The 25,283-nt window shown below is 66.1% G+C and carries 12 protein-coding genes; 7 read left to right on the top strand and 5 right to left on the bottom strand.

The annotated features are described in order from the left end of the window. Positions 1-98: 98 nt before the first annotated feature. Together ASE59_RS07380 and ASE59_RS07375 are read left to right on the top strand one after the other, a co-directional pair. Positions 99-11,285, top strand: a complete 11,187-nt coding sequence (locus tag ASE59_RS07380; protein WP_056454424.1) for a putative toxin — start codon at positions 99-101, stop codon at positions 11,283-11,285. Next, a complete protein-coding gene (locus ASE59_RS07375) occupies positions 11,282-11,827 on the top strand; it encodes a hypothetical protein (protein WP_156359942.1) in 546 nt (181 codons plus the stop codon). Before ASE59_RS07380 ends, ASE59_RS07375 begins: the two co-directional genes overlap by 4 nt. Positions 11,828-12,213: 386 nt before the next feature. On the opposite strand, the gene mutS is transcribed toward ASE59_RS07375, so the two are convergent. After that, on the bottom strand, positions 12,214-14,784 hold the full coding sequence (mutS, locus tag ASE59_RS07370) for a DNA mismatch repair protein MutS (protein ID WP_056454859.1): 2,571 nt from the start codon (positions 14,782-14,784) through the stop codon (positions 12,214-12,216). Positions 14,785-14,953: 169 nt separating this feature from the next. On the opposite strand from mutS, the gene ASE59_RS07365 reads away from it, so the two are divergent. Next, a complete protein-coding gene (locus ASE59_RS07365; protein WP_056454418.1) occupies positions 14,954-17,209 on the top strand; it encodes an NADP-dependent malic enzyme in 2,256 nt (751 codons plus the stop codon). 67 nt (positions 17,210-17,276) lie between these two features. Here ASE59_RS07365 and ASE59_RS07360 read toward each other — a convergent pair whose 3' ends face one another. Continuing rightward, positions 17,277-17,996 (bottom strand): hypothetical protein, encoded by a 720-nt coding sequence (locus tag ASE59_RS07360; protein WP_056454415.1) that lies wholly within the window; start codon positions 17,994-17,996, stop codon positions 17,277-17,279. A 150-nt stretch (positions 17,997-18,146) separates the two neighbouring features. On the opposite strand from ASE59_RS07360, the gene ASE59_RS07355 reads away from it, so the two are divergent. Then, positions 18,147-18,857, top strand: coding sequence for an SDR family NAD(P)-dependent oxidoreductase (locus ASE59_RS07355; protein ID WP_056454412.1), 711 nt, complete (start codon positions 18,147-18,149; stop codon positions 18,855-18,857). A 209-nt stretch (positions 18,858-19,066) separates the two neighbouring features. Here the strand turns inward: ASE59_RS07355 and ASE59_RS07350 are convergent, their stop codons facing one another. From ASE59_RS07350 to aceA, 3 genes are all read right to left on the bottom strand, one after another. Continuing rightward, on the bottom strand, positions 19,067-19,849 hold the full coding sequence (locus ASE59_RS07350; protein ID WP_056454410.1) for an SDR family oxidoreductase: 783 nt from the start codon (positions 19,847-19,849) through the stop codon (positions 19,067-19,069). Between the two features lie 126 nt (positions 19,850-19,975). Then, the gene (locus ASE59_RS20210) at positions 19,976-20,125 is read right to left on the bottom strand and encodes a hypothetical protein (protein WP_200909444.1); all 150 of its coding nucleotides are present in this window, start codon (positions 20,123-20,125) and stop codon (positions 19,976-19,978) included. A 22-nt stretch (positions 20,126-20,147) separates the two neighbouring features. Further along, the gene (gene aceA, locus ASE59_RS07345) at positions 20,148-21,428 is read right to left on the bottom strand and encodes an isocitrate lyase (RefSeq protein ID WP_056454408.1); all 1,281 of its coding nucleotides are present in this window, start codon (positions 21,426-21,428) and stop codon (positions 20,148-20,150) included. Between the two features lie 146 nt (positions 21,429-21,574). On the opposite strand from aceA, the gene ASE59_RS07340 reads away from it, so the two are divergent. From ASE59_RS07340 to ASE59_RS07330, 3 genes are read left to right on the top strand one after another with little or no spacing between them, the layout of a single operon-like run. Then, a complete protein-coding gene (locus tag ASE59_RS07340; protein ID WP_056454406.1) occupies positions 21,575-22,951 on the top strand; it encodes a helix-turn-helix domain-containing protein in 1,377 nt (458 codons plus the stop codon). Between the two features lie 51 nt (positions 22,952-23,002). Then, a complete protein-coding gene (locus ASE59_RS07335) occupies positions 23,003-24,244 on the top strand; it encodes a TIGR04063 family PEP-CTERM/XrtA system glycosyltransferase (protein ID WP_056454404.1) in 1,242 nt (413 codons plus the stop codon). Continuing rightward, entirely contained in the window at positions 24,241-25,248 is a 1,008-nt protein-coding gene (locus tag ASE59_RS07330) for a hypothetical protein (RefSeq protein WP_056454401.1), read from the top strand. Before ASE59_RS07335 ends, ASE59_RS07330 begins: the two co-directional genes overlap by 4 nt. Positions 25,249-25,283: the final 35 nt, after the last annotated feature.

Here is a 25,283-nt window from a genome sequence, read left to right as displayed (position 1 = left end):
AACTTAGTCCTAAACGAACGAAAAACCTCCCCGACAAGGATCAGGAGAGCGGCAGGGCGCAGGCGCCGGCTGCGGGATTTCTTGGGGGATTTGGGACCATGGTGGCCATTTTCACGGGCGCGGGAACGGGGTTCGAGCGCGGGTCGGGCAATGTGCTGGGCGGAGCGGGAACGCTGGGGCAGGCCGCGCTCGGCCGCTCGGGCGAGCAACTGTTGCTGAACGCCGCCAACGGCAATCTGATGCTGATGCAGCAGGACGAATTGCTGCTCGGGCGCGGTCCCGATGCGGCGATCAGCCGGACCTATAACAGCCAGGGCGATCTTTCCGACGAAAATGGAGACAATTGGCGCCAAAGCACCGACCGGCGGCTGTTTTCGCTGGTCGGTACCGCGAACACCTTCGGTTCGACCATCAAGCGCGTGTCGTCCGACGGATCGGTCATCACCTATGCCTATAACGGCACCAACTACCGCACCACCGAAGGTGCCGGCGCGCATGACAGCATCACCTATGCCGACGGCACCGGCTGGACATGGACCGATGGCGATAGCCAGGTCGTCGAGCGCTACGGCTATCAGTTCGGCGGGCAATCCTACATCACCGAACAGCGCGATCCGAGCGGCAATGCGCTGACCTTCACCTATGCCAGTGGCAAGCTGACCGAGCTGCGCACCGCGAACGGCGAACGCATCCAATATGGATGGAGTGGCAATGCGATCACCGACATCCGCACCTTTGCGACGCAGGGCGGCGTCGAGCGGATGCAGACGCGCACCCGCTATGCCTATGACAGCCTCGGCCGGTTGAGCCATGCGACCGTCGACCTGACTCCGGCCGACAACAGCATCGCCGACGGCAAGAGCTATGGCAGCGCGTACACCTATGTCGGCGATACCCGCCTGATCGCATCGGTCGCGCAGACCGACGGGACGCGAGTCGATTTCGAATATGACGTCTATCAGCGGGTCACCGCCGTTACGCAGAATGTCGACGGTTCGGCGACGCGCGTGACGCGGTTGAGCTATGGTGCGGACAATACGACGATCACCGATCCCGCGGGGCAGGTGACGCGGCTGGATTTCGCGGCGGGCGATTTCGCGCTTGCCGGCGGAACCTGGAACAGCGGCAACGTGGCGCGGCAGGCCGATACCATCGATGGTGCGTCGGCCACCCGCTACACCGTCCAGACCGGTGGCCAATGGGCAGGTATCTCGCAAGGATTCCCGGTCACTGCCGGCGAAACGATCAGCTTCGGTATCAGTCTGAAGGCGGTTGGCGACATCACCACCCAGGACCTCGGCCTGTATTCGGATCAGACCGGATGGGGCGGCCCCGGCGTCTCGACGGCGCGGATCGTGTCCGGTCCGGGGACCATCGAACATCTGGGCGGCGGCTTCTGGCGCGTCGTCGGTCTCTCAACGACGCAGGGTACGCGTGTCGAAATCACGCGCACCTACGACAAGACCGGATCGGGCGGCGCGTATTTCTACGTCGATCAGGGCAGTAATTTCCGCGCGGGCACCTCGCTGATCGCCGGCGGGCAGACGCTGGTGCGCAGCAGCGACGCATCGTCGCTCGACCGGATGAACGCGACCAAATGGACCGCGAGCAACCTGAACCGCGCGACCGATAGCGCGATCGGCGGTGCATCCGCCTATAAGTTCACCGTCAAGACCGCCAACACCGCCGCGAACCTGCAACGCAACTTCACCGCCCGGGCGGGTGAGACCTACAGCTTCCTCATCACGCTGAAGGCGACCGGTTTCGATCAGGGGCACCATTTGGGGCTGGGTGGTTCGGCATCGGGCTGGGGTCCGGACGACCTTGCCAGTGCGCGGGTCCTGTCGGGACCGGGCGCGATCGATCCACTGTCGGGCGGCTTCTATTCGGTACGCGGCCTGTCGACGACCGAGGCGACCACGATCCTCGTCACGCGCACCTATGCCCGCGACGATACCGGTTTTGCCCGGCTGTTCGTGGCACTGGGGGCCGACGAACCGGCGGGCGCCGGCGTCATCGTTGCCGGCATGAACCTGATCGGCCCGGTGGACGAACCCGAAACATCGCGGCTGCTGACGAAGATCACCGCACCGGCGACCGAGGCAGGCGGCGTGCAGCAGGTGACGCAGTTCAGCTATACCAGCACCGGCAATGTCGCGACCGTCACCGACCCGTCGGGTGCCGTGACGAAGATGGCTTATGACACGGCCGGCAATCTGCTGACCACCACCGACCGGCTCGGCAACGTCGTCACCCGCACCTACGATGCCAAGAACCAGTTGCTGCGCACCTCCGCCAGCGCGGTGTCGGCGGGTGCTGCCGAGACGATCGCCAGCAACAATATCTACGACAGCATCGGCCGCCTGCGCTACGCGGTTTCCGCCGAGCGGCGGGTGACGCGCTACACCTACAACGCCAACGGCCTGCTGGTTCGCACCGACAGCTTTACCGCCGATACGCTCGGCACCTCGGTATCGCTGACCGAGGCCGCGCTGAACAACTGGGTCGGGGGGCTGACCAACAAATCGGCGCGGATGATAGTCCGCTACGAATATGATGCGCGCGGCGAAGTCTCGCGCATCCTGCGCGACGGCGCGGCGGATGCCAGTGGCGAGCCATCGACGGCGCAGGGCTATGCCGAGACCGTGTTCGTACGCGACGCATCGGGCCGGTTGCTCGAACGGGTGACCGGCGGGCAGCGCGAGCTGTTCGTCTATGACGGCATGGGCCGGATGATCGGTTCGACCGACGTGCGCGGCGGTCAGACGACGATCGCGTTCAACGATGTCGGCGCGCAGACGGTGGTGACGCTGGCAAGCGGCGCGGTGCAGACCTCGACCTACAATCGTGCCGGCGATCTGGTGTCGAGCAGCGAGGCGGGCAGCTATAGCGGCACCGGCAGCGCCAGCTATCGCTACGACCGGGTCGGGCGCGTCCGCATCACCACCGACAGTTTCGGCAAGAACCGCTATGTCGTCTACGACCCGACCGGACGGAAGACCGGCGAGGTCGATCCGCTCGGCCGGCTGACCGAATATCGCTACGACCGCAACGACCGGCTGGTCGCGACGATCGGATGGAGCACCGCGCTGTCCGCCGAACAGGTGGCGCGACTGGGCGATCCGGCGATCGATATCGATATCGCCACGCTCCGCCCGGCTTCGTCGGCGGCCGACACGTGGAACTGGATCGTCTACGACCGCGAGGGCCGCGTCGCCCAGCGGATCGACGCCACCGGTGCCAGCGTCGTCTATGACTATGACGCGTCGGGCCGGCTGCTGAAGGAAACCGCCTATGCCAACCGGCTGGCGGTGGAGGGGCTGAAGACGACGCTGCCGACCGCCGTCACCCGTCCGACGGCCGATGGCACCCGCGACAGCGTCAGCCGCAGCTTCTACGACCGCGACGGCAATCTCGTCGGCATGCTCGACGGGGAGGGGTATCTCAGCCGATCGACCTATGACGCGGCGGGCAACCGCGTGTCGGCGACCAGTTTCGCCAAGCGCACGACCGATACGCTGCGCGCATCGGCCAGCTTCACCGCGCTGCTGTCCGACGTCGGCAGCACTGCGAACGACCGCACCGTCCGCTCGGTCTATGACGGGCAGGGGCTGCTGCGCTTCACTATCGATACCGTCAACCGCGTTACCGAATATGTCTATGCGGGGCCGCGGGCCGGCGATGCGACCGGCACGGTGCGTCAGACGATCGCCTATGCCCGCCCGATCGCGGCACTTGGCAGCTACAGCGTCGCCACGGTCACGCAGGGGCTGGCCAATGCCGGCGCGACGAACGATCCGGCCAACCGCTGCAGCTTCGCGGTGTATGACGGCAAGGGCAATCTGACCTTTGCGATCGATGCCGCCGGATCGGTCACCGGGTACGGCTATGACACGGCCGGCAACGTCGTGAAGACGACGCGGTTCGTCACCGCCTATGCCACCACCGTCCTGCCCTCGCACGAGACGATGGCGGCGTGGGGCAGTGCCAATGGCGGCCATGGCGACAACCGCATCACGCGCAGCTATTACGCCGCACGGGGCGAGTTGCGCTTCACCATCGATCCGATGGGCTATGTCAGCCGCTATGATTACGACGCCGCCGGGCGGGTCGTCGCAGTCGTCCGCTACGATACCGCCATGGCCGGCGCGAATGACGCGACGACGATCGCCGGCGTCGCTGCGTGGCAGAATGGCAGCTACGTCGTCACCGCCACCAGCTACGATGCCGCCGGGCGCGTGTTCGAAACGACCGACGCCGCCGGCACCGTCACCCGCTATACCTACAACGTCAACGGCACCGTCCAGTCGACGACGATGGCCTATGGCACGGTCGATCAGGTCCGCACCCAGCTCGGCTATGACGCCGCCGGTCGCGTCGTCACCCGGATCGAGGATGCCGACGGTCTCCAGTCGACCACCCGCTACAGCTATGACGGCCTTGGCAACCTGCTCGCCCAGGTCGCACCCGACGGCACCAGCACGACCCGGTTCACCTACGACCGCGAAGGGCGGATGCTGACGCGCACCGATGCGCTGGGGCAGGTCCAGGCCTATGACTATGACTCGTTCGGGCAGCGGGTGCGGATCGTCGATGAAGCCGGTCGCGCGACCTACAGCCATTATGATGCTGCCGGTCGCGTCATCGCCGTCCGCGATGCCGAGGATTACGTCACCGAGACCAGCTATACCGCGTTCGACCAGATCGCGACCGTCACCCGCCGCAAGCAGCGCGCGACCAACGCCGCTGCGATCGGCACGCTGCCGACCGTGGCCGCCGATCCGAAGGACGCGGTCACCCAGTTCGTCTACGACAGGCTCGGCCGCGTCGTGCGCACCGTCGATGCCGAAGGGTATAGCGAGAACAGCCGCTACAACAGCTTCGGCGAGGTCGTGCAGGCGACCAATAAACTGGGCGGCGTTACCTTCCGTTTCTACGATCGGCGCGGACAGGTATCCGCGGAAAATGTAGCGAAGACCGCTTCGGACACAGCAGGATACGCGCGGGCGAACACCTCGAAGATCGTCGATTTCGATCCGGTCTATTACGCCAATACCTATGAGGATTTGGCAAGTATCGCCAACGATCCGGCGGCATTGCGCGCACATTGGCAAAATTCCGGTTGGCGTGCCGGTCGCAACCCGAATGTCGACTTCGATACCCGTTACTATCTGGCGACCAATCCGGACGTCGCCGCGGCCGGTGTCGATCCACTGGATCATTATGCGCGATATGGTGCGGCGGAGGGCCGTAGCCCCAACGCACAACTCGTCGCCGGCGCACAGGAGGCGGGCGGGGTCCGGACCGAGTATCGGTACGACGCCCGCGGGAACCGCACGCGGATGATCGAGGCGTGGGGCCTGCTGGAACAGCGCATCACCGACTACAGCTATGACGCACTCAACCGGCTGGTCGAAAAGCGGGGCGAGGCGGTCGATTACGGCATTCCCGGCTCCAGCGTGAACGCCGGCAATGCGCAACCGACCGAGAAATATCTCTACGACCGGCACGGCAACCTGACCCGGCGCACCGACGCCAATGGTCGTAACACCTGGTATTATTACGACGCGCTCGACCGCAAGAATGGCGAGGTCGACCCGACCGGCGCCTATGTCACCTATGCCTATGACAAGAACGGCGGCCTGATCCGCAGCCGCGCCTATGCGACCGCGATCACGTCGCAGTTGACGACCGACAGCCGCCCGGCGGTCACCGGTGACTATCGCGAAACGACCTATGCCAACGACGCTCTGGGCCGCCGCGTGTCGACCAGCATGGCCGGCATCCGCACCGGCGCGTGGGACGTGGCCAGCGGCAGCTATGTCTATGGTACCGGTACGCTGACCGACAGCGTCGTCTATGACGCGGTCGGCAATGTCGTGCGCACCACCGACGCCACCGGTGCGTCGGTCCTGTCCTATTACGACAGACTGGGCCGCAAGGTCGGGCAGGTCGATCAGTTGGGCTATCTGACCGAATGGACCCGCGATGCTGAGGGCAATGCTTTGTCCGAGCGTCGCTATGCGCTGGCGGTCGCCAATGCATCGGCGACCGAACGTCCGGCCGGGACCGCCCATGCCGACGACCGGGTGACCGACTTCACCTATGACCGCAACGGCCGCCGCCTGACCGAAACGCGCAAGGACGTGGTGGCGTGGAGCGTCGATCCGACCAGCGGCGCGCTGACCAACGTCACCGGCGATGCGCGCATCGCCTATACCTATAACGGTCTCGGCCTCGTCACTTCGAAGCGCGAGGCGACCGGCGATACCACGCTCTACGCCTATGACCGCGCCGGACGGCTGGTCGGTGAACAGCGTCCGAACCTGATCAACAGCACCACCGACGACGCGACCCCCCAGGTCGCCTATCAGTATGACGGCAACGACAATCTGGTCCGCACCGTCGAAGGGGCCGACCGCGTCACGACGCACCGCTATGACGAACTGGGTCGCAAGGTCGCGATGACCGATGCGATGGGTTCCACCCGCTTCTACTTCTACGACCGCGTCGGCAACATGGTGGAGGCGTATTCGCGCCGCAACAGCGCCAATACGACCGTGCGCGAAGGTGCGATCTATCGCTACGACGCTATGGGGCGGCTGCGCGGACAGACCTCCGCCACCAACTGGACGCAGTCGAACGGCAAGTTCACCAGCCTGACCACGTCCGGTGCCCCGCCCGAAGTCGCCTTCACCTACAACGTCTTCGGCGAACTCACATCCCGCTCGGTCGGCGGGCTGGTGCAGGAACAGCATGAATATGACGATGCCGGCCGCATGTGGCGCAGCACCGGCGGCGACGGGACGTGGCGCTATTTCCTGTACGACGGGGCCGGTCGGCAGACGCTGACGCTCGAAAGCGACGGCGCGACCAGCGTCCAGAACTACTCGCTTGGCAACGTCCTGCGCCTCGCGACGCTCGACGGGCGGGTGCTGGGCGATCCGGCCAACGGCATCGTGGCGACCGCCACCCAATATGACGCCCGCGGACAGGTGGCGCGCGTCCATAGCCTGCAACGCGAATTGGCCAGCGGCGTGACCGGCGGGACCGACCTGCGCACGTCGCGCAGCTATACCGCGTTCGGCGAGGTCGCGAACGAAACCGACGCGCGCGGCGCGACCACCTATTACGGCTATAACCGGATGGGCCGGGTGACGTCGATCCGGCGGCCGGTGGTGCTGGGTGCCGATATCGACGAAACCGGCATTGCCGAAACCCGCTATTACGACATTTCCGGGCGGCTGGCGGGTGCCAGGGATGGCAACGGCAATCTCACCACCCGGCGGTTGGCCGCCGGCACCGGCTATGGCGGGGCGGCCGAACTGGTCACCGCCGAATATCATGCCGATGGCGGCCGCGTGTTCCAGCGTTACGACGATGCCGGCAATCTGGTGACGCGCACCGACGAACTGGGCCGTGCGACCTATTCGACCTATGACAAGCTCGGCCGCCTGCTCACCACCAGCAACGTCAACAGCCGCGACGTCGCGCACAGCTACACCTACGACTCGCTCGGCCGGCGACTGACGCACAGCCAGACCGGGCGCGCCACGTCCGACCGCGAGACCACCGATTACGATGTCGCCGGCCGCGTCACGACCAGCCGCGCCTTTGGCGGCGAGGTGACGACCAATGCCTATGCATGGGACGGCGCCATCGACAGCGGCCTGGGCGCCACCGGCGGCTGGCGGCAGACCACCACCTACGCCAATGGCAAGCAGACGATCGAGGCCAAGGACACCTTCGGTCGCCTTACCACCCGCACCGACATGGGCGGCAACGTCGCGACCACCAGCTATGACCAGGCCGGGCGGGTGGCAACCATCTCCGGCCTCGAAAAACAGACCTTCACCTGGCTGAATTCGGGGTTGCTCGCCACCCAGACCAGCGACCTCGGCTCGGGCTATGTCCGATCGGTCGCGACCTTCGGCTATGATCAGGTCGGCAACCGCACGACCGAAACCTTCACCCGCGACGGCACCGTCTATCGCCGGTCCGAAGCGGTCTTCGACATGCAGAACCGGATGCGCAGCTGGGCGGACACCGGCGACGCAGTACCCGCCGCGTCGATGGGGTGGACCTACGACAAGAACGGCAACATCCTGCAGACGACGGCGACGCGTGCCTTGCTTAATGCGGCCGGCGGCGTCGCATCGACCAGCACCGAGGAACGCTGGTTCCGCTACGATTCGATGAACCGGGTAACGCTCGACGGTGGTCGCATGGGCGCCAACGGCATCGAACGTGGCAGCGGAACGGAAATCACCTATCGCGCAGATGGCAGCCGGGCGACGTCGACGCGGACGCTCCGGGCGTTCATGTGGGTCGACGATCCTTACAATGACGACGGCGTCGACATTCGGACGGTTCGTCGAAGCGACTTCGAAGATTCAACCGACGGGAATGCAACCGCGCGTCAATCCTCCGGTTCCGGTCGCATCCGCGCCTTCTACGATGCCGAACACCGCGAAACCTTCACCTGGCACGATGACGGCCAACTCTCGACCGTCCAGATCGAGAGGACGGGTGGGATCGATGAGGGCAATGGCACCGTCACGCCGGACGGCATTTTCGCCTACGCCGGTGCGGCCGAATATCAGTATGACGCAATCGGGCGGCAGGTTCGCCAAATCGATCGGAACGAGGGTGGTGCCGCCGTTTACGACCGTACGATCTCCCAGGACGACCGCGGACTGATCGTCTATGATCGGACGGTGGTCGTTCAGGGATCGGATACGGTGACTACCGTGACCACCACCGACTACGGCACCGGCACCGATTATGCGCTGGGTGCGGTCAAGAAGGTGACGTCGACCACTACCGTCAATGGCGGCAGCAGCACTACGACGACCAGCACCAACAGCTATGAATGGCGCGACGCCGCGCAGTTGACCGGTACGGTGACGACGAAGACAAACGCCAACACCGCCTACACCAATTACTATTACAGCGGCGTCGGCCAGCTCGATAGCGTATCGATCGGCGGCGATCGTCCGCGGACGGTGACCTTCATCAACGACCTCGCCGGTCAGGTCATCCGCCGTGACGAGGCGGACAACAAATACGACACCGGCGACCCGCACGAAATCTGGTACCGCCATGGCGGTCGCGAGATCGGCTATGTCGGCAATAACGGCAGCGCGTCGGACAGCTATGCCGAATCGATCCGTCGCCGCGCGACCAAGCCCAGCGACACGTCGACCTTCGCGCCGCTCAGCGGCCAGCCGCGCGGATCGCATTTCGCCGAGACGATCGATCGCATCAACAGCTTCGAAACCGGCAGCGCCGGGCGCAGTTATACGGTGCAGGCCGGCGACACCCTGAGCGGTATCGCCGAGCAAATCTGGGGCGACGCCTCGCTCTGGTACAAGCTGGCCACCGCCAATGGCCTGGGCGCCGACAGCATGCTGGCGGCGGGGCAGGTCTTGACCATACCCGCCGGCGTCGTCCGCTCGACCTACAATGCCGATACGTACAAGCCTTATGACCCGACCGACGTGCTGGGCGACGTCAATCCGAACCCAAAGGGAAAGCGCAACAACAAGTGCGGTGGGTTCGGACGGATATTGGTAGCCGCGGTGGCGATCGCGGTAGCCGCTGTCGCTACCGCCGGTATCGGCGCCCTTGCGACGGGTGCTTCGTTCGCCGGCTCGCTCGGCGCGCTCGGTACCGGCAGTCTGGCCACGTTCGCTGCGTCGAGTGGCGCGACGCTGGGAGTGACTGGTACCATCGCTGCCGGCGTAGCCGGGGCGATGGTCGGTTCGGCGGCGAGCCAAGGCCTCGCCATCGGTATGGGAATGCAGGATAAGTTCAGCTGGGGCGGGGTCGCCATGGCTGGCTTGAGCGCAGCGGTCGGCGGCACGCTGGGAACGCTCTCACTGGGCAGCGGCGTGCAGGGGGCGGTCGTTCGGGGCGTCTTGGGCAACGTCGTAACGCAGGGCGTTGCCATCGCGACGAAGCAGCAAAGCCGGTTCGATTGGGCCGGGCTTGCAGCGGCGGCCGTAACTGCCGGGGTCGGCCAAGCCGTCGCCGGTAACGGTACGTCAAGTTGGCGGCAGGGGGCGGCCGGCTATGCGTCCGGTTTCGCTGGCGCTGCGACGCGAAGTATTCTTACGCGTACAAGCTTTGGCGACAACGTCTTGGCGGTCTTGCCCGATGTGATTGGCGCAACCATCGGCAGATTGGCGGCAAGGGGTGTTGCGAGCCTAAGCCGGTCTGGCGGCGGTGGGGCGACCGGTGGGTCGGCTTGGGGAGAATATTCGGACATTCAGGGTATTCCCGACGCCATGAGCGCTTCCGATGGTGGGAGCAATAGTGATCTGCCGGCTCCAAGGGCGAGCGATGTCGACGCTGATAGTCGTCAATACACGCCGCGCATCATAAAAGACGCGGTACCGATCTACGAACCTCGCCAACCCAGTGTCGTGTATGCCGTCAATAACGGCGACGAACTTGTCGTAACCGGTGATTTGAGCAAACGTACGGTCACATCCAATTTCGACTACAGCCAGTTTCACTGGCTCCGCCAGCCTGACAACTACCAACCGTCCTTCTCACCGAATAGCTCGCTAGCTTCGTATGTTAGTTCGTTTTCGGGAGCCCGGTGGTTATACCAGCCCGGGTATCATTTCGCTGGGCGAGATTACAGTTCCCGGCAAGCCGCCATTTCCGCAGGAATGCTAATCGTAACGAACCCACCCAGCGACGCATCCATCGAAGCAATGCGACGCAATGTCGCGTTCGTGAACGCACTGGGCGTTGCCGATCAGGTTCCGACAGGCGCCGGAATAGTTGCTTATAATCTCGGTGCCGATGCGAACGTGATAAACGCCAGCACGAACGCTGATATCATAGCGGGTGGATTGCTTCTCGGTGCCTCGATGAGGCCAATCGGCAGGATATTTCCTGCAGGTGTTTCTCGTCCGGGGTTGGACCCCGTATCCGGACGAATGTTGGGCCCGGCAGAGTCGGCAACTGCTCGAGCAACTCGCTTAGGGCGTGAAGGCGAAGCGGCCGCCGGCATCGGAGGTCCGAAGGTAGGGGTAGAGATCAATGGTCGAATGCGCTTCCCGGATGAACTCTCGCCGACCCTGTTGAAGGAGGTGAAAAATGTTGCCAGACAGGGTTGGACGAAGCAGTTGAGGGACTACGCTGAACTTGCACGCCAACGGGACATTCCCTTTGAGTTATGGGTGCGTCAGAACACCAGACTCAGTGGGCCCTTGCGAGCCGCCGAGATACGGGGTGATGTTATCATTCGTAGGGAGTTGCCTAGGCAATGATTACGTTGAAAGAACTGGAAGCGATTTCCGCATCTCGTGGCGATATGCCAGCAGATGAATGGGCTGCGCTGCTGGAAAGCTGTCCCGAATGGGTGACGCAGCGAGATGATCGTGAAGCGCTGATGCAGGCGAAGGAAGCGCGTTATTTAACAGAAGAGGCACCGCTTCGCGAGGATCTTCGCCGTCTCGGTTTCTCGGTAAAGTGGGTGTGGGATTTCGTAAATGCGAAGGAGAATTATTACGTCAGCGCCGTGCCGACATTGATCAACCATCTCAAACGGCCCTACAGCGATGAAATACGGGAGGGGATTGCTCGGGCGTTGGCCATAAAGGAGGCCCGCGGCGTTGCCGGGACTGCAATTCTAGCGGTGCTGGAAGAGGACGGTTTGAGTGATCAGCTACGTTGGGCGTTAGCTAATACATTGACAACCGTTGCCGATCGATCGAACAAAGATGAAATCAAAAAATTACTTAGGGTAGAAACCAATAAGCAGGTGGCCGATCGCTTGAATAGAGCTTTGAAGACCGCTGTGAAGCCTTAGCTACCGGCTTGGAAAGGCGGCGAACATAACCTTGTCATGCTAATATTTGAGGGCGTATATCCCTGGTGCATGATGCGGACTTGCAGTGTGTGAAGAGTAGGGCAATGCGTGTTTCGCGCCAGCGTTTCTTTCAAAGGTATGTAGCCCTATAGGAGCGGCGGCTAGTTTCCTTAGAATGACCTTAACTTCGCAAAAAGGGGGGGCGGGAATTGCTAGGCGATCGAGCTTTAGCACCATGATGGTGTGACGATAAAAGGGTTGGTGGACTCGTCTGTTCTATATATGCGCCATGAATCGGACGGCAGAAGAGAATGGTACAGCGATTAATATTAGCGGCAGCGCCGTAGGCGAGATCGTGCCCGTATGAAGTTGATGTTGGAGCTTCATCAAACCAACCCCTTCAACCGATACAAGGCCTCCATCGCCTCCCTCGGCGACATCGCGTCCACATCCATTCCCTCCAATGCCTCGCGCAGCGTATCGACAGTCGGCTCTTCCACTTGGGCAACGGCGGCGAAAAGGGGCAGGTCGTCCAGACCGGCGGCAATCCCGCCGGTCTTGGCCTTGCCGGCCTCCAGCTTCGCCAGCACCGCCTTTGCACGGTGCAGCGTCGCGGGAGGCAGGCCGGCGAGGCGCGCGACGGCGATGCCGTAGCTGCGGTCGGCCGGCCCCTCGGCCAGTTCGTGGAGCAGGACCAGATCGCCCTTCCACTCGCGGGCGCGGACATGGTGGAGCGACAGCGCGTCGCAGCGCTCCGCCAGCCGGGTCAGTTCATGATAATGCGTCGCGAACAGGCAGCGGCAGCGATTGTCCTCGTGGATCGCCTCGACCACCGCCCACGCGATGGCGAGGCCATCATAGGTCGAGGTGCCGCGCCCGACCTCGTCGAGGATCACGAACGATCGGGGCGTCGCCTGCGCCAGGATCGCCGCCGTCTCGACCATCTCGACCATGAAGGTCGAGCGGCCCCGCGCCAGATTGTCCGATGCGCCGACCCGGCTGAACAACCGGTCGACCAGCCCCAATGTCGCCGAGGTCGCCGGCACGAAACTGCCCGCCTGCGCCAGCACGACGATCAGCGCGTTCTGCCGCAGGAAGGTCGACTTGCCGCCCATGTTCGGACCCGTGACCAGCCATAGTCGCGAGCTTTCCGACAGGCGGCAGTCGTTCGCCACGAACCGCCCGCCGCTGTTCGCGACCGCGCTCTCGACCACCGGATGTCGCCCGCCGGCAATCTCCAGACAGGCATGGTCGACCAGCACCGGCCGCGCCCAGCCACCCTCCGCCGCGCGTTCGGCGAGCGCGGTCGTCACGTCGATCCGGGCGAGCGCGTCGGCGGTCGCGGCGATCGCTTCCCGGTTGGCGAGCGCGGTTTCGGTGAACGACTCCAGATGCGCGGCCTCGGCCGCCAGCGCGTGAGCGCCGGCCTGCGTCACCTTCAGCGCTGCTTCGTGCAGGTCGGGCGCGTTGAAGCGCACCACCCCGGCCAGCGTCTGGCGATGGGTGAAGCCGCTATCGGCCGCCATCAGCTTGTCGGCGGCGCGCGCCGGTACCTCGACATGATAGCCGAGCACGCCGTTATGCCGGATCTTCAGTGCGGTGATGCCGGTGCGTTCGCGATATTCCGCCTCCAACGCGGCGATCGCCCGCCGCCCGCCGGCCCCCGTATCGCGCAGCGCGTCGAGCGCGGCGTCGAAGCCGCTGGCGACATACCCCCCTGCGTTGGCATCGATCGGCGGCATCGGCACGAGGCCCCGCGTCAGCAGGTCGATCAACGCGCCATGCCCGCGCAGGCGCGGCGCCAGATCGGCGATCAGCGGCGGCACCGCCGGCAGCTTGTCGAGCCGCTGCCCCAGCGTCCATGCCGCGCTCAACCCGTCGCGTAACTGGCCGAGATCGCGGGGGCTACCGCGCCCCGCCGCGATCCGCCCCAGCGCCCGCCCGATATCGGGCAGCGCGCGCAGCGTGGTGCGCAGTTCGTCGCGCAAACCGGGATCGTCATGCGCCCACCCGACTGCCGCCAGCCGCCCCTCGATCGCGGCACGGTCCATCAACGGCGCAGCGATATCGCCCGCCAGCAACCGCGCGCCGGCACCGGTCACCGTCCGGTCGACCTCCGCCAGCAAGCTGCCGGCGCGCGCACCGGCGGCGGTACGGGTGAGTTCCAAACTCTCGCGCGTCGCGGCATCGATCGCCATGCACTGGCCGTCGGCGGCGCAGACCGGCGGGCGCAGGAACGGCAACTGCCCCCGCGCATTATGGTCTAGATAGGCGATCAACCCACCCGCCGCCGCCAATGCCGCGCGCGAAAACTGGCCGAAGCCGTCGAGCGTGGCGACGCCGTGCAACGCCTTCAGTCGCGCTTCACCCGCTGCACTGTCGAAGTCCGCCTTGGCCCGCAGCAGCGTCGCGACCTCGGTGAACGCCGACGTTTCCGCCGCGACCACCTCGACCGGCTGCAACCGGGCGAGTGCTGCGGTCAGGCCGGCGGCGTCGGTTTCGATCACCTCGAACTTGCCCGTAGAGACGTCGGCGGCGGCGATGGCGACCCCGCCCGCTGCCTCGCCGACGCCGACGCACCAATTGGCGGCGCGCGCGTCAAGCAGCGACTCCTCGGTCAACGTGCCAGCCGTCACGACGCGAATGATCGCGCGGGACACCAGCGCCTTGGACCCACGGGCCTTCTTCGCTTCCTCGGGGCTTTCGACCTGTTCGGCGATGGCGACGCGGTGCCCGGCCTTGATCAGCCGCGCCAGATAGCCCTCGGCGGAATGCACCGGCACCCCGCACATCGGGATCTTCGCGCCCTCATGCTCGCCGCGCGCGGTCAGCGCGATGTCGAGGCACGCGGCGGCGATCTTCGCATCGTCATGGAACAGTTCGAAGAAATCGCCCATTCGGTAGAAGAGCAGGCAATCGTCGGCCTCCGCCTTCAACGCCAGATATTGCTGCATCATCGGGGTGGGGGCGGGGAAATCGTCACCCTGAACCTTGGTCGCCATGGGCGGTGCGATACCGGTGCAGGCAGGGCAGGGCAACGCCATGCTGCTTCCCAACTTCCGGGATAACACCCTTGCCCGATCCGCCTTCCCCTGCGTAAAGCCCATCCAAACGGGAGAAGCGCCAGTGTCCGAAGCCACCGACCAGTTTTCCGAGCGCGAGGCGCTGCTGTTCCATTCGGAGGGGCGTCCGGGCAAGATCGAGATCATCGCGTCGAAGCCGATGGCGACGCAGCGCGACCTGGCGCTGGCCTATTCGCCCGGCGTTGCCGTGCCGGTGAAGGCGATCCACGAAGATCCCGCCACCGCGTACGACTATACCGCCAAGGGCAATCTGGTCGCGGTCATCTCCAACGGCACCGCCATTCTCGGCCTGGGCAATCTCGGCGCGCTGGCGTCGAAACCGGTGATGGAGGGCAAGGCGGTCCTGTTCAAGCGCTTCGCCGACGTCGATTCGATCGATATCGAGCTGAAGACCGAGGATGTCGATCGCTTCATCGACGCGGTCGAGCTGATGGAGCCGAGCTTCGGCGGCATCAACCTCGAAGATATCAAGTCGCCCGAATGCTTCATCATCGAGCAGACCTTGCGCGAACGCATGAACATCCCGGTGTTCCATGACGACCAGCATGGCACCGCGATCATCTGCGCCGCCGGCCTCATCAACGCGTGCCTGCTGACCAAGCGCAAGCTGTCGGAAGTGAAGGTCGTGGTCAACGGCGCGGGTGCCGCTGCCATCGCCTGTACCGAACTGATGAAGGCGATGGGTGTCGCCCATGACAACGTCATCATGTGCGACCGCACCGGCGTGATCTATCAGGGCCGGGACGATGTGAATCAGTGGCAGTCGGCCCATGCCGCCGCCACCGATCGCCGCACCCTGACCGAAGCGCTGCACGGGGCCGACGTGTTCCTCGGCCTGTCGGCCGCCGGCGCGTTGAAGCCCGAAATGGTCAAGGACATGGCCCCGTCGCCGATCATCTTCGCGATGGCCAACCCGGAACCGGAAATCCGCCCCGAACTGGCCAAGGCGGCGCGCCCCGACGCGATCGTCGCGACCGGCCGCTCGGACTATCCGAACCAGGTCAACAACGTCATTGGCTTCCCCTTCATCTTCCGCGGCGCGCTCGACGTGCGGGCGACCGGCATCAACGACGAGATGAAGATCGCCGCCGCCAACGCCATCGCCGAACTGGCGCGCCAGCGCGTGCCGGAGGAAGTGGCGCTGGCCTATGGCACGCAGCACAGCTTCGGCCCCGAATACATCATCCCGGCGCCGTTCGACCCGCGCCTGATGGAACTGGTGCCGAGCGCGGTGGCGAAGGCGGCGATGGATTCGGGCGTCGCGACGCGCCCGATCCTCGACATGGACGCCTATCGCCAGCAGCTGCGCGCGCGCCTGAACCCGACCACCTCGGTCCTGACCATGGCCTATGAGGGCGCCCGCGCGCATCCCAAGCGCGTGCTGTTCGCCGAGGGCGAAGAGGAAGTCGTGCTGCGCGCGGCGATCGCGTTCAAGGAAGGCGGCTATGGCATCCCGGTGCTGGTCGGCCGCGACGACGTCTATGACCAGTTGCGCGCGCTGGGCGTCGCGAACCCTGAGGAATATGAAGTCCATAACAGCCGCACCAGCGAGATGGTGCCGCAGATGGTCGACTTCCTCTACGAACGACTGCAGCGTCGCGGCTTCCTGAAGCGCGATTGCGAACGCATGATCAATCAGGATCGCAACACCTTCGGCGCGGTGCTGCTGCAGCTGGGCGTCGCCGATGCGATGATCACCGGTATCACCCGCACCTATGCGCAGGCGTTCCGCGGCATCCGCCGGGTGATCGATCCGGTCGGTGGCAAGGTGCCGTTCGGCATCCACCTGCTGGTCGGGCAGAGCCATACCGTGTTCATGGCCGACACCACCATCAACGAACGCCCGAGCGCCGAGGAACTGGCCGACATCGCCGAACGCACCGCCGCCGTCGCCCGCCGCATGGGCCACGAACCGCGCGTCGCTTTCTTGAGCTATTCGACCTTCGGCAATCCCGAAGGGCAATGGATCGACAATGTCCGCGACGGCGTGGCCGCGCTCGACAAGCGGCAGGTCAGCTTCGAATATGAAGGCGAAATGGCCCCCGACGTCGCGCTCAATCCGCGTCAGATGGCGAACTTCCCCTTCGCCCGCCTGTCGGGTCCGGCCAATGTGCTGGTGATGCCGGGGCTGCAATCGGCCAATATCTCGGCCAAGCTGCTGCGCGAACTGGGCGGCGACGACGTGATCGGCCCGATGCTGATCGGCATGGAAAAGCCGGTGCAGATCGCGCCGATGACCAGCACCGCGAACGAACTGGTGACGCTGGCGGTGCTCGCCGCCGGTGGCATGGTGGGGTGAGGGGGCGGGGGCGCTCGCCGGTCGGCAGCGCCCTCTTCGTCCTGCGCGCGAATGACGAATCCGCCCGTCAGAACTCCTTGATCAGCCGGACCCCGCCGATCGGCCGCGCTGGTTCACCGCGCTGACGATCCACGCCGGCACCCAATTGCACATTGACCTTGTCCGCCAGCGGCGCATGGAATTGCGGGATCAGCGCGATGCCGCCGTCGCGATGCGACTTGTAATTGACCTCCAGCCCGACGACCCGGTCGCGGGCAAGGTCGTAAAAGGTCGAATGGTTGACCAGCAGCCCGGCGTCGCTTTCTGACTGGCCCAGCCGCACATCGCCGACGCCGACCATCGTCATCGTGCTCAACCGTTCGTTGTGCCGCCGCCCCAGCATATACAGCAGTGCCTGCGACGTGCGCTTGCTCTCGCGTTCATAGATGCCGAGGAACTGGACGCCGTGGACGATCCGCCCACGGTCCATCGTCCCGAACGTCGCCTGCGCCCCCATTTTCAGTTCCGCCAGCCGCGTCCCCTCGAACGGCAATTCGAACTCAAGTGCAAAGCCATCGGCGACGGCATATTCGACCTCCGGTGCCCATTCCAGCGCGCGCTCCTGTCCCGACAGCGGCGATAGCGCGAGCACATTGGTCTCCAATTCCCCGCGCCGTGCGCCCATCGGGCGGACCATGTCGAACACCATCGGTTCGGGAATGTCGGGATAGGCATTGGCCTCGGCAGCGAATGCCGGCGCGGCGGTGGTGATGGCGAGCGTAAGCGCAGCAAGACGGCGACTAAACATCGATAGATCAAACCCTTTTCGTGAGCGAGCGGTGTAGCGCAGGATAAGGGGGCGGGAAACCGCAGCGGTCCCGCGCGCCGCTCGCCCGGCCGCAGGGACATTGCCGGCGCTATCGAACGTTCGTGCGATCGATCGACACGGGAGAGGCGAATGACGGGCGCAATGGTGATCGGCGCGAATGGCGGGATCGGTGCGGCATTGGTCGCGGCGCTCGCGGCATCGGGGCGCTACGGTCGTGTCATCGCCGCCGCACGTCGCGAACCGGCGACGCTGCCAACCGGCGTCACCTACGCCCCGATCGACGTCGCCGACCCCGCCTCGATCGCCGCCGCCGCCGCGCGGATCGACACGCCGCTGACCCGCGTGATCGTCGCCACCGGCATCCTGCACGACGAAGCAGGCGGACCGGAGCGCTCGCTACGCGATCTCGACGCGGATCGCCTCGCGCATCTGTTCGCGGTCAACACCATCGGCCCGGCGATGGTGCTGCAGCAGTTCGCGCCGCTCCTGTCCCGCGACGCACCCGCCGCCATCGCCTGCATCTCGGCACGGGTCGGCAGCATTTCCGACAATCGCCTCGGCGGCTGGTATGGCTATCGCGCGTCGAAAGCGGCGCTGAACCAGATCGTCCGCACCGCCGCGGTCGAACTCGCGCGCAGCCGGCCGCAGGCGGTCTGTGTCGCGCTCCATCCCGGCACCGTCGATACGGGGTTGAGCAAGCCGTTCCAGCGCGGCGTGCCGGCGGAGAAACTGTTCACGCCTGCCTATAGCGCCGAACGGCTGCTGGCGGTGCTCGACGGGCTGACGCCCGTGCAGTCCGGACGGATATTCGCATGGGACGGCACCGAGATAGCACCTTGACGGCCTTGAAGGCGAAGGGATCGGCCAAGGCCGATCGACATTCAGTCCGCCGCGCGAGGCCGTGACCGGCGGACACCCTATCGTCACTCCCGCGCAGGCGGGAGTCCATAGCCGCAGGGGTCGCCGATCTATCAGGAAACCGTAGCGGCTATGGATTCCCGCCTGCGCGGGAATGACGAAATACGTTGGAGTCGCTGCATGTCGATCGGCTAGCCGTCGATCGCCCCGCCCATCGACGCGTTGACCAACCCGCCATCGACGGTGATCGTCTCGCCCACCACATAATCCCCGCCCCGCGACGCGAGATAGATCGCCGCCGCCGCCATATCCTCATCCATCCCGATCCGCTGCGCCGGAATGCGCTTCGCCACCCCGTCGCCATGATCGCGCGCCGCCTTGTTCATGTCGCTCGCGAAGGCTCCCGGCGCGATCGAGGTGACGTGGATCGCATCGCTCACCAGCCGCGCCGCCATCCGCCGGGTCAGGTGGATCAGTGCCGCCTTCGACGCCTGATAGCTGTACGTCTCCCACGGATTGACCCGCTGTCCGTCGATCGAGGTGATGTTGATGACCTTGGCCGGCCGTGCGCGCGATGCCGCCGCCTTCAGCATCGGGTGCAGCGCCTGCGTCAGGAAGAAGGGCGATTTGACGTTCAGGTCCATGACCTTGTCCCACCCGGCCTCGGGAAACGTCTCGAACGCCTCGCCCCACGCCGCGCCGGCATTGTTGACGAGGATGTCGAGCCGGTCGGTCTGCGCCGCCAATCGATCGGCCAGCGCGCGGCATCCTTCGATGGTCGACACATCCTGCGGCAGCGCGGTCGCGCCGATCTCCTCCGCCGTGGCGATACAGGCATCGGCTTTCCGTGCCGACACGAACACCTTCGCGCCCTGTGCCACGAACCCCGCCGCGATCATCCGCCCGATCCCGCGCGACCCGCCGGTGATGAGCGCGACGCGTCCGTCGAGGCGGAACAGGCTGGCAGTGTCCATAAACTCTCCTGCAACAAACCGGATCTTCGAATCGTCCGGCTCGTCAGGATGGCAGGCGATACCCGATCACGCAATCGGGCGCACCGCCCGCAAGCGACGCGCCCGTCCGCGCTTAGGGAGCGTGGATCAGATCCGGCCCAGCCGGTGGTACAGATGGGCGAACTTGCTCGATTGCGGCTGGTCGGCGATCGTCTGGATATGCGTCGCCAGCGCTTCCTTCAGCAACCGGAAATCCTCGGTCGAGAAAACGGCGCGGCTGCGGGTTGGTTCGGGCATCGTACTTCTCCTCTCTTATGGTTCAGGCGGCCTTGTCGAACTGGGCCGTTTCGGTGGATTCACCAAGCGCGGTGGTCGACGAACTGCCGCCGGCCAGCGTCGTCGCGACGAGGTCGAAATAGCCGGTGCCGACCTCGCGCTGGTGGCGGGTCGCGGTATAACCATTGGCCTCCGCGGCGAACTCGGCCTGTTGCAGCTCGCTATAGGCCGCCATCCCCCGGTCGCGATAACCCCGCGCCAGTTCGAACATGCCGTAATTCAGCTGGTGGAACCCGGCCAGCGTCACGAACTGGAACTTGTACCCCATCGCCCCGATCTCGCGCTGGAACCGGGCGATATCGTCCTTGTCGAGATTCTTCTCCCAGTTGAACGACGGCGAACAATTATAGGTGAGCAGCTTGTTCGGATATTTCGCCTTGATCGCCTCGGCAAAGCGCCGCGCATCGTCGAGGTTCGGCTTGCTCGTCTCCCACCACAACAGGTCGGCATGTTCGGCAAAGGCGAGGCCGCGGGCGATGCAGTGATCGACGCCGGTCCCGTCCTTCAGGCGGAAGAACCCCTCGGGCGTCCGCTCCCCGGTAAGGAAAGGATGGTCGCGTTCGTCGATGTCGGAGGTGATGAGCCGCGCGCTTTCGGCATCGGTCCGTGCGCAGATGATCGTCGGCACCCCCGCCACATCCGCCGCCAGCCGTGCCGCATCGAGGTTGCGGATATGCGCCTGGGTCGGAATGAGCACCTTCCCGCCCAGATGCCCGCACTTCTTTTCCGACGCCAGTTGGTCCTCGTAATGCACCCCCGCGACGCCGGCGGCGATATAGGCCTTCATGATCTCGAAGCAGTTGAGCGGTCCGCCGAACCCGGCCTCGGCATCGGCGACGATCGGCGCATACCAGTCGCGGGTCGCACCCCCCTCCATATGCTCGATCTGGTCGGCGCGGGCCAAGGTCGCGTTGATCCGCTTCGCCAGTTCAGGCCCGGCGTTCGACGGATAGAGCGACTGGTCGGGATACATCTGCCCGGCGGTGTTGGCGTCTGCCGCGACCTGCCAGCCCGACAGATAGATCGCCTTCAGCCCGGCGCGCACCATCTGCATCGCCTGATTGCCCGACAGCGCGCCCAGCGCATGGACATAATTCTCGCTGTGCAGCAACTCCCATAACCGGTTCGCGCCACGCCGCGCCAGCGTATGCTCGACCGCGACCGATCCGCGCAGCTTCGCGACGTCGGCGGCGGTGTAGGGGCGGGTGATCCCGTCGAAGCGGCCGGGCGGGGCGGGGACCAGATCGGCGATATCCATTGTCATGTCCTTTACAGCGTGTGTTTCCGTTGACACCGATATGCCGCCGGAAACGTCGCCTGCGCAGTCTCCATCGCTCAGAATTACAGTTGCAATGTCGCGCCCGGCGGTGTTCCTGTCGTCAATCTGTAAAGACATGACAAAGCGATCGGATGGAAACCAAGCTCTTCGCCGGCCACGCCGTCCGCCGCCTGCGCCGTGGACAGGCGCTTACGCAAGCGGCGATGGCCGACCTGCTCGGCGTCTCGCCCAGCTATCTGAACCTGATCGAGCGCAATCAGCGTCCGTTGACCGCGACGCTGCTGGTGGCGCTCGCCGAACGCTTCGGCTTCGACGCGCGTACCTTGGCGGCCAGCGAACCGGCGGGCGGCGCCGATGCGCTCCGCCGCCGCCTCGCCGATCCGATGTTCGCCGACCTGGCGCTCGATCGCGGCGACATCGCCGAATGGCTGGCGAGCGCGCCGGGCGGCGCCGAAGCCTTTGCCCGCGCCTTCGACCGTCTCGGCAGCGGGGCAGGGGAGACGATCACCGCCGACCCCGCGATCGAAGCCCGCGCCGCGATCGAACGCTGGCGCAACCACTTCCCCGACCTCGACGCACAGGGCGAAGCACTCGCCGACGACCTGCGCCAAAGCGGCGGCGACGCGGCGGTGGCGATGGCCGATCGCCTGCGCGTCCGCCACCATCTCTCGGTCCGCTTGCTGCCGGTCGAGGCGATGCCCGACCGCCTCCACCGCACCGACCTGCACGCCCGGCAACTGCAACTCTCCGAACGCCTCGACCCCGCCTCGCGCAGCTTCGCGCTCGCCCGCGCACTCGGCCATGCCGAGGCGCCGGCCGAAGTCGACGCGGTGGTGCGCGGCGCGGGCCTGACCGATCGCACCGCCGAACTATGGCTCCGCCGCCATCTCCACGGCTATTTCGCCGCCGCGGTCATGATGCCCTATGCCCGGTTCCTGCGCGCGTGCGAGGCGACCGGATACGACATCGCTTTGCTCGGTCGTCGCTTCGGCGCGGGGTTCGAACATGTCGCCCACCGCCTGACCACCCTCCACCGCGTCGGCGCGCGCGGCTTGTCCTTCTGCCTGCTGCGCATCGACCGTGCCGGCCAGATTTCGAAACGCTTTGCCGGCGCCAGCCAGTCGCCGCTGGTCGAGGGCGCGCCCTGTCCGCTGCTCGGCGCATTCGACGCCTTCGCCCGCAGCGGGGAGGCGATCGTGCAACTGGTCGAACCCGAAGCCGGCGGGCGCTGGCTGACCATCGCCCGCACCGTCACCCCGCCCGGTGCGCTCGCCGGCGAAGTCCGCGCGCGCTTCGTGGTCATGCTCGGCATCGCCGCCGAACAGGCAGGCAGCCTCGCCGCCGCGCGCGGCCTCGATCTCACCGCGCGCGGCGTGCCGGTCGGCGCGGGGTGCCGCGCTTGCACCCGCGGCGACTGTCCGCAACGCTCGGCCCCGCCCGCCGGCCGCGCCATGCGCCTCGACGATCGCGATGGCGGCCTGACGCCCTTCGCCTTTGCCGGGGATTAGGATTATCGTGGCTTTACATCTCCGTTAACCAAGTTCGGGCAAGAACAGGCCATGCGAGTCCTCCATATCCTCGATCATGGTCTGCCGCTGCACAGTGGATACACGTTCCGCACCCGCGCGATCCTGACCGCGCAGATGGCGCGCGGCTGGAGCGTGGCGGCGGTCACCGGCGCGCGGCAGGGGGTAAGCGCCCATACCCACGAGACGATCGACGGCATCGATTTCCACCGCACCGTGCCACCGCGCAGCCTGCCGGCACCGTTCGGCGAACTCGCCGAAATCCGCGCCTTTGCCGCGCGCATCGACGAAGTGGTCGCCGAATTTCGACCCGACATCCTCCACGCCCATTCGCCCGTCTTGGACGCGCTCGCCGCGCTGAAGGTCGCCCGCAAGCGCGCCCTGCCGCTGGTCTATGAGATCCGCGCCTTTTGGGAAGACGCCGCGGTCGGCAACCGCACCGGCACCGAAGGCTCGCCCCGCTACCGCGCGACTCGCGCACTCGAAACTTGGGCCGTCCGCCGCGCCGATGGCGTCGCCGTCATCTGCGAAGGATTGCGCCGCGACCTGATCGCGCGCGGCATCGATGCGGACAAGATCATGGTCTCGCCCAACGGCGTCGACCTGACCCTGTTCGGCGATCCGCCCACGCGCGACGCCACGCTCGCCGCCGAACTCGATCTGACGGGCAGGGACGTGCTGGGCTATCTCGGCAGCTTCTACGACTATGAGGGACTCGACACATTGATCGCGGCGATGCCCGCTTTGGTCGCCGCGCGGCCCAATGTCCGCCTGCTGCTGGTCGGCGGCGGCCCGATGGAATCGGCCCTGCGCGCCCAGGCCGAAGCGTCCAGCGCCGCGCACGCGATCCGCTTCATCGGTCGCGTGCCGCACAACGAAGTCGAACGCTACTATGGACTCGTCGATCTACTCGTATATCCCCGTAAGGCAATGCGCCTGACCGATCTCGTCACCCCGCTCAAACCGCTCGAGGCGATGGCGCAGCGCCGGCTGGTCGCCGCGTCCGATGTCGGCGGCCATCGCGAGCTGATCCGCGACGGCGATACCGGCACACTGTTCGCCCCCGACGATCCCGCCGCACTCGCCACCCGCGTCGCGGCGCTGCTCGCCGACCGCTCGGGGTGGGAGCCGATGCGCGACCGCGCCCGCGCCTTCGTCGAATCGGAGCGTAACTGGGCCTCGAACGTCGCGCGCTACCAACCGCTCTATCAGCGGCTGATCGGTCGTAACGCCTGTGCAACCACTTCGCCTGCCCGGCCGTTGGTCGACGCATGAAGCGGTCACAGGCCCCGATCGTCGCGATCTTCACCGCGCTGACGGTCGCGCTCGTCATCGCGCTGCTGCCGGTATGGCGGATCGAGGCTGCGGTGGAGGCGAGCGGCCTGCCGGCGCTGCTTCCCGCCGCCGCCCCGCCGCTCGGGCTGACTGCCCGTGTCGCGCTGATGCTCGCCGCCGCGACGCTGATCGCCGGGCCGCTCTGGATCGGGCTGTGGCTCTTGCTGCCCGCCAAGCGCCGCCGCCGTGCCGCCAATGCCGAACCCAGCGTCCGCCGCGCCGACGCCCATCCCGACGCCCCGCCGCGCCCGCCGGTCCGCGCCGCGCGTGATCTCGGCAAGCCGTTCCTCGACCCGCTCGATCCCGTAGAGACCGAGATGGACCTGCCGCGCGACCTGAACGTGCCGATGGCGATCTTCGACCCCGCCGCCGTGCCCCCGGTTCCCGCCGCCCCGGCACAGGCGGTTCGTCCGCTGTTCCGCCCGACGCCTGCGCCGGCCGACGAACCGACCGTCGATACCGACGCCTTCTTCGCGCCCCCCGAACCAGAGGCGCCCATGCCGCCGACCCCCGTCGAACCGCCGCGTGCCGAAGAACCGGTTGCCGAACGGCCGGGACAGGAGGACGTCTTGCCGCTGCCGGCACCCGAGCCGCCGGTCGTCGCTATGGTCACGGTCGAGCCGGAGGAAATCGCACCCCCGCCCGCGCCCGAACCATCGGTCGTGACGGAAGCGGCCGCGCCTGTGCCGGAGGAAATCGCCCCACCGCCCGCCGCCGAGCCGCCGGTGCTGGAAGCGATCGCGGCGCAACCCGATATCGCGCCGCCAGAACCAACGACCGAACCCGCGCCGCTGCCAAGCCTCGACGCGCTGCTCGATCGCCTCGACGAAGGTCTGCAACGCCGCCGCTCCGCCGAGATCGAACGCCAGGAAGCCGCCAAGGCCCAATCCACCGGCCTAGCCTCCGCTCTCGGTGCGCTCCGCCGCATGGCCGGCGGCGAGTAGGGTCAAAACCCTCTCCCCAGCGAGGGGAGAGGGAT

Source organism: Sphingomonas sp. Leaf10, from assembly GCF_001421245.1.
GTDB lineage: Bacteria > Pseudomonadota > Alphaproteobacteria > Sphingomonadales > Sphingomonadaceae > Sphingomonas.
This window is presented reverse-complemented; position numbering and strand designations above follow the sequence as displayed.

Excerpts from the sequence above, each read along its gene's own strand:
- ASE59_RS07380 (WP_056454424.1), top strand. The coding sequence starts at position 99 with ATGGTGGCCATTTTCACGGGCGCGGGAACGGGGTTCGAGCGCGGGTCG.
- ASE59_RS07375 (WP_156359942.1), top strand. The coding sequence starts at position 11,282 with ATGATTACGTTGAAAGAACTGGAAGCGATTTCCGCATCTCGTGGCGAT.
- mutS (WP_056454859.1), bottom strand. The coding sequence starts at position 14,784 with ATGATGCAGCAATATCTGGCGTTGAAGGCGGAGGCCGACGATTGCCTG.
- ASE59_RS07360 (WP_056454415.1), bottom strand. The coding sequence starts at position 17,996 with ATGTTTAGTCGCCGTCTTGCTGCGCTTACGCTCGCCATCACCACCGCC.
- ASE59_RS07355 (WP_056454412.1), top strand. The coding sequence starts at position 18,147 with ATGACGGGCGCAATGGTGATCGGCGCGAATGGCGGGATCGGTGCGGCA.
- ASE59_RS07350 (WP_056454410.1), bottom strand. The coding sequence starts at position 19,849 with ATGGACACTGCCAGCCTGTTCCGCCTCGACGGACGCGTCGCGCTCATC.
- ASE59_RS20210 (WP_200909444.1), bottom strand. The coding sequence starts at position 20,125 with ATGCCCGAACCAACCCGCAGCCGCGCCGTTTTCTCGACCGAGGATTTC.
- aceA (WP_056454408.1), bottom strand. The coding sequence starts at position 21,428 with ATGACAATGGATATCGCCGATCTGGTCCCCGCCCCGCCCGGCCGCTTC.
- ASE59_RS07340 (WP_056454406.1), top strand. The coding sequence starts at position 21,575 with ATGGAAACCAAGCTCTTCGCCGGCCACGCCGTCCGCCGCCTGCGCCGT.
- ASE59_RS07335 (WP_056454404.1), top strand. The coding sequence starts at position 23,003 with ATGCGAGTCCTCCATATCCTCGATCATGGTCTGCCGCTGCACAGTGGA.
- ASE59_RS07330 (WP_056454401.1), top strand. The coding sequence starts at position 24,241 with ATGAAGCGGTCACAGGCCCCGATCGTCGCGATCTTCACCGCGCTGACG.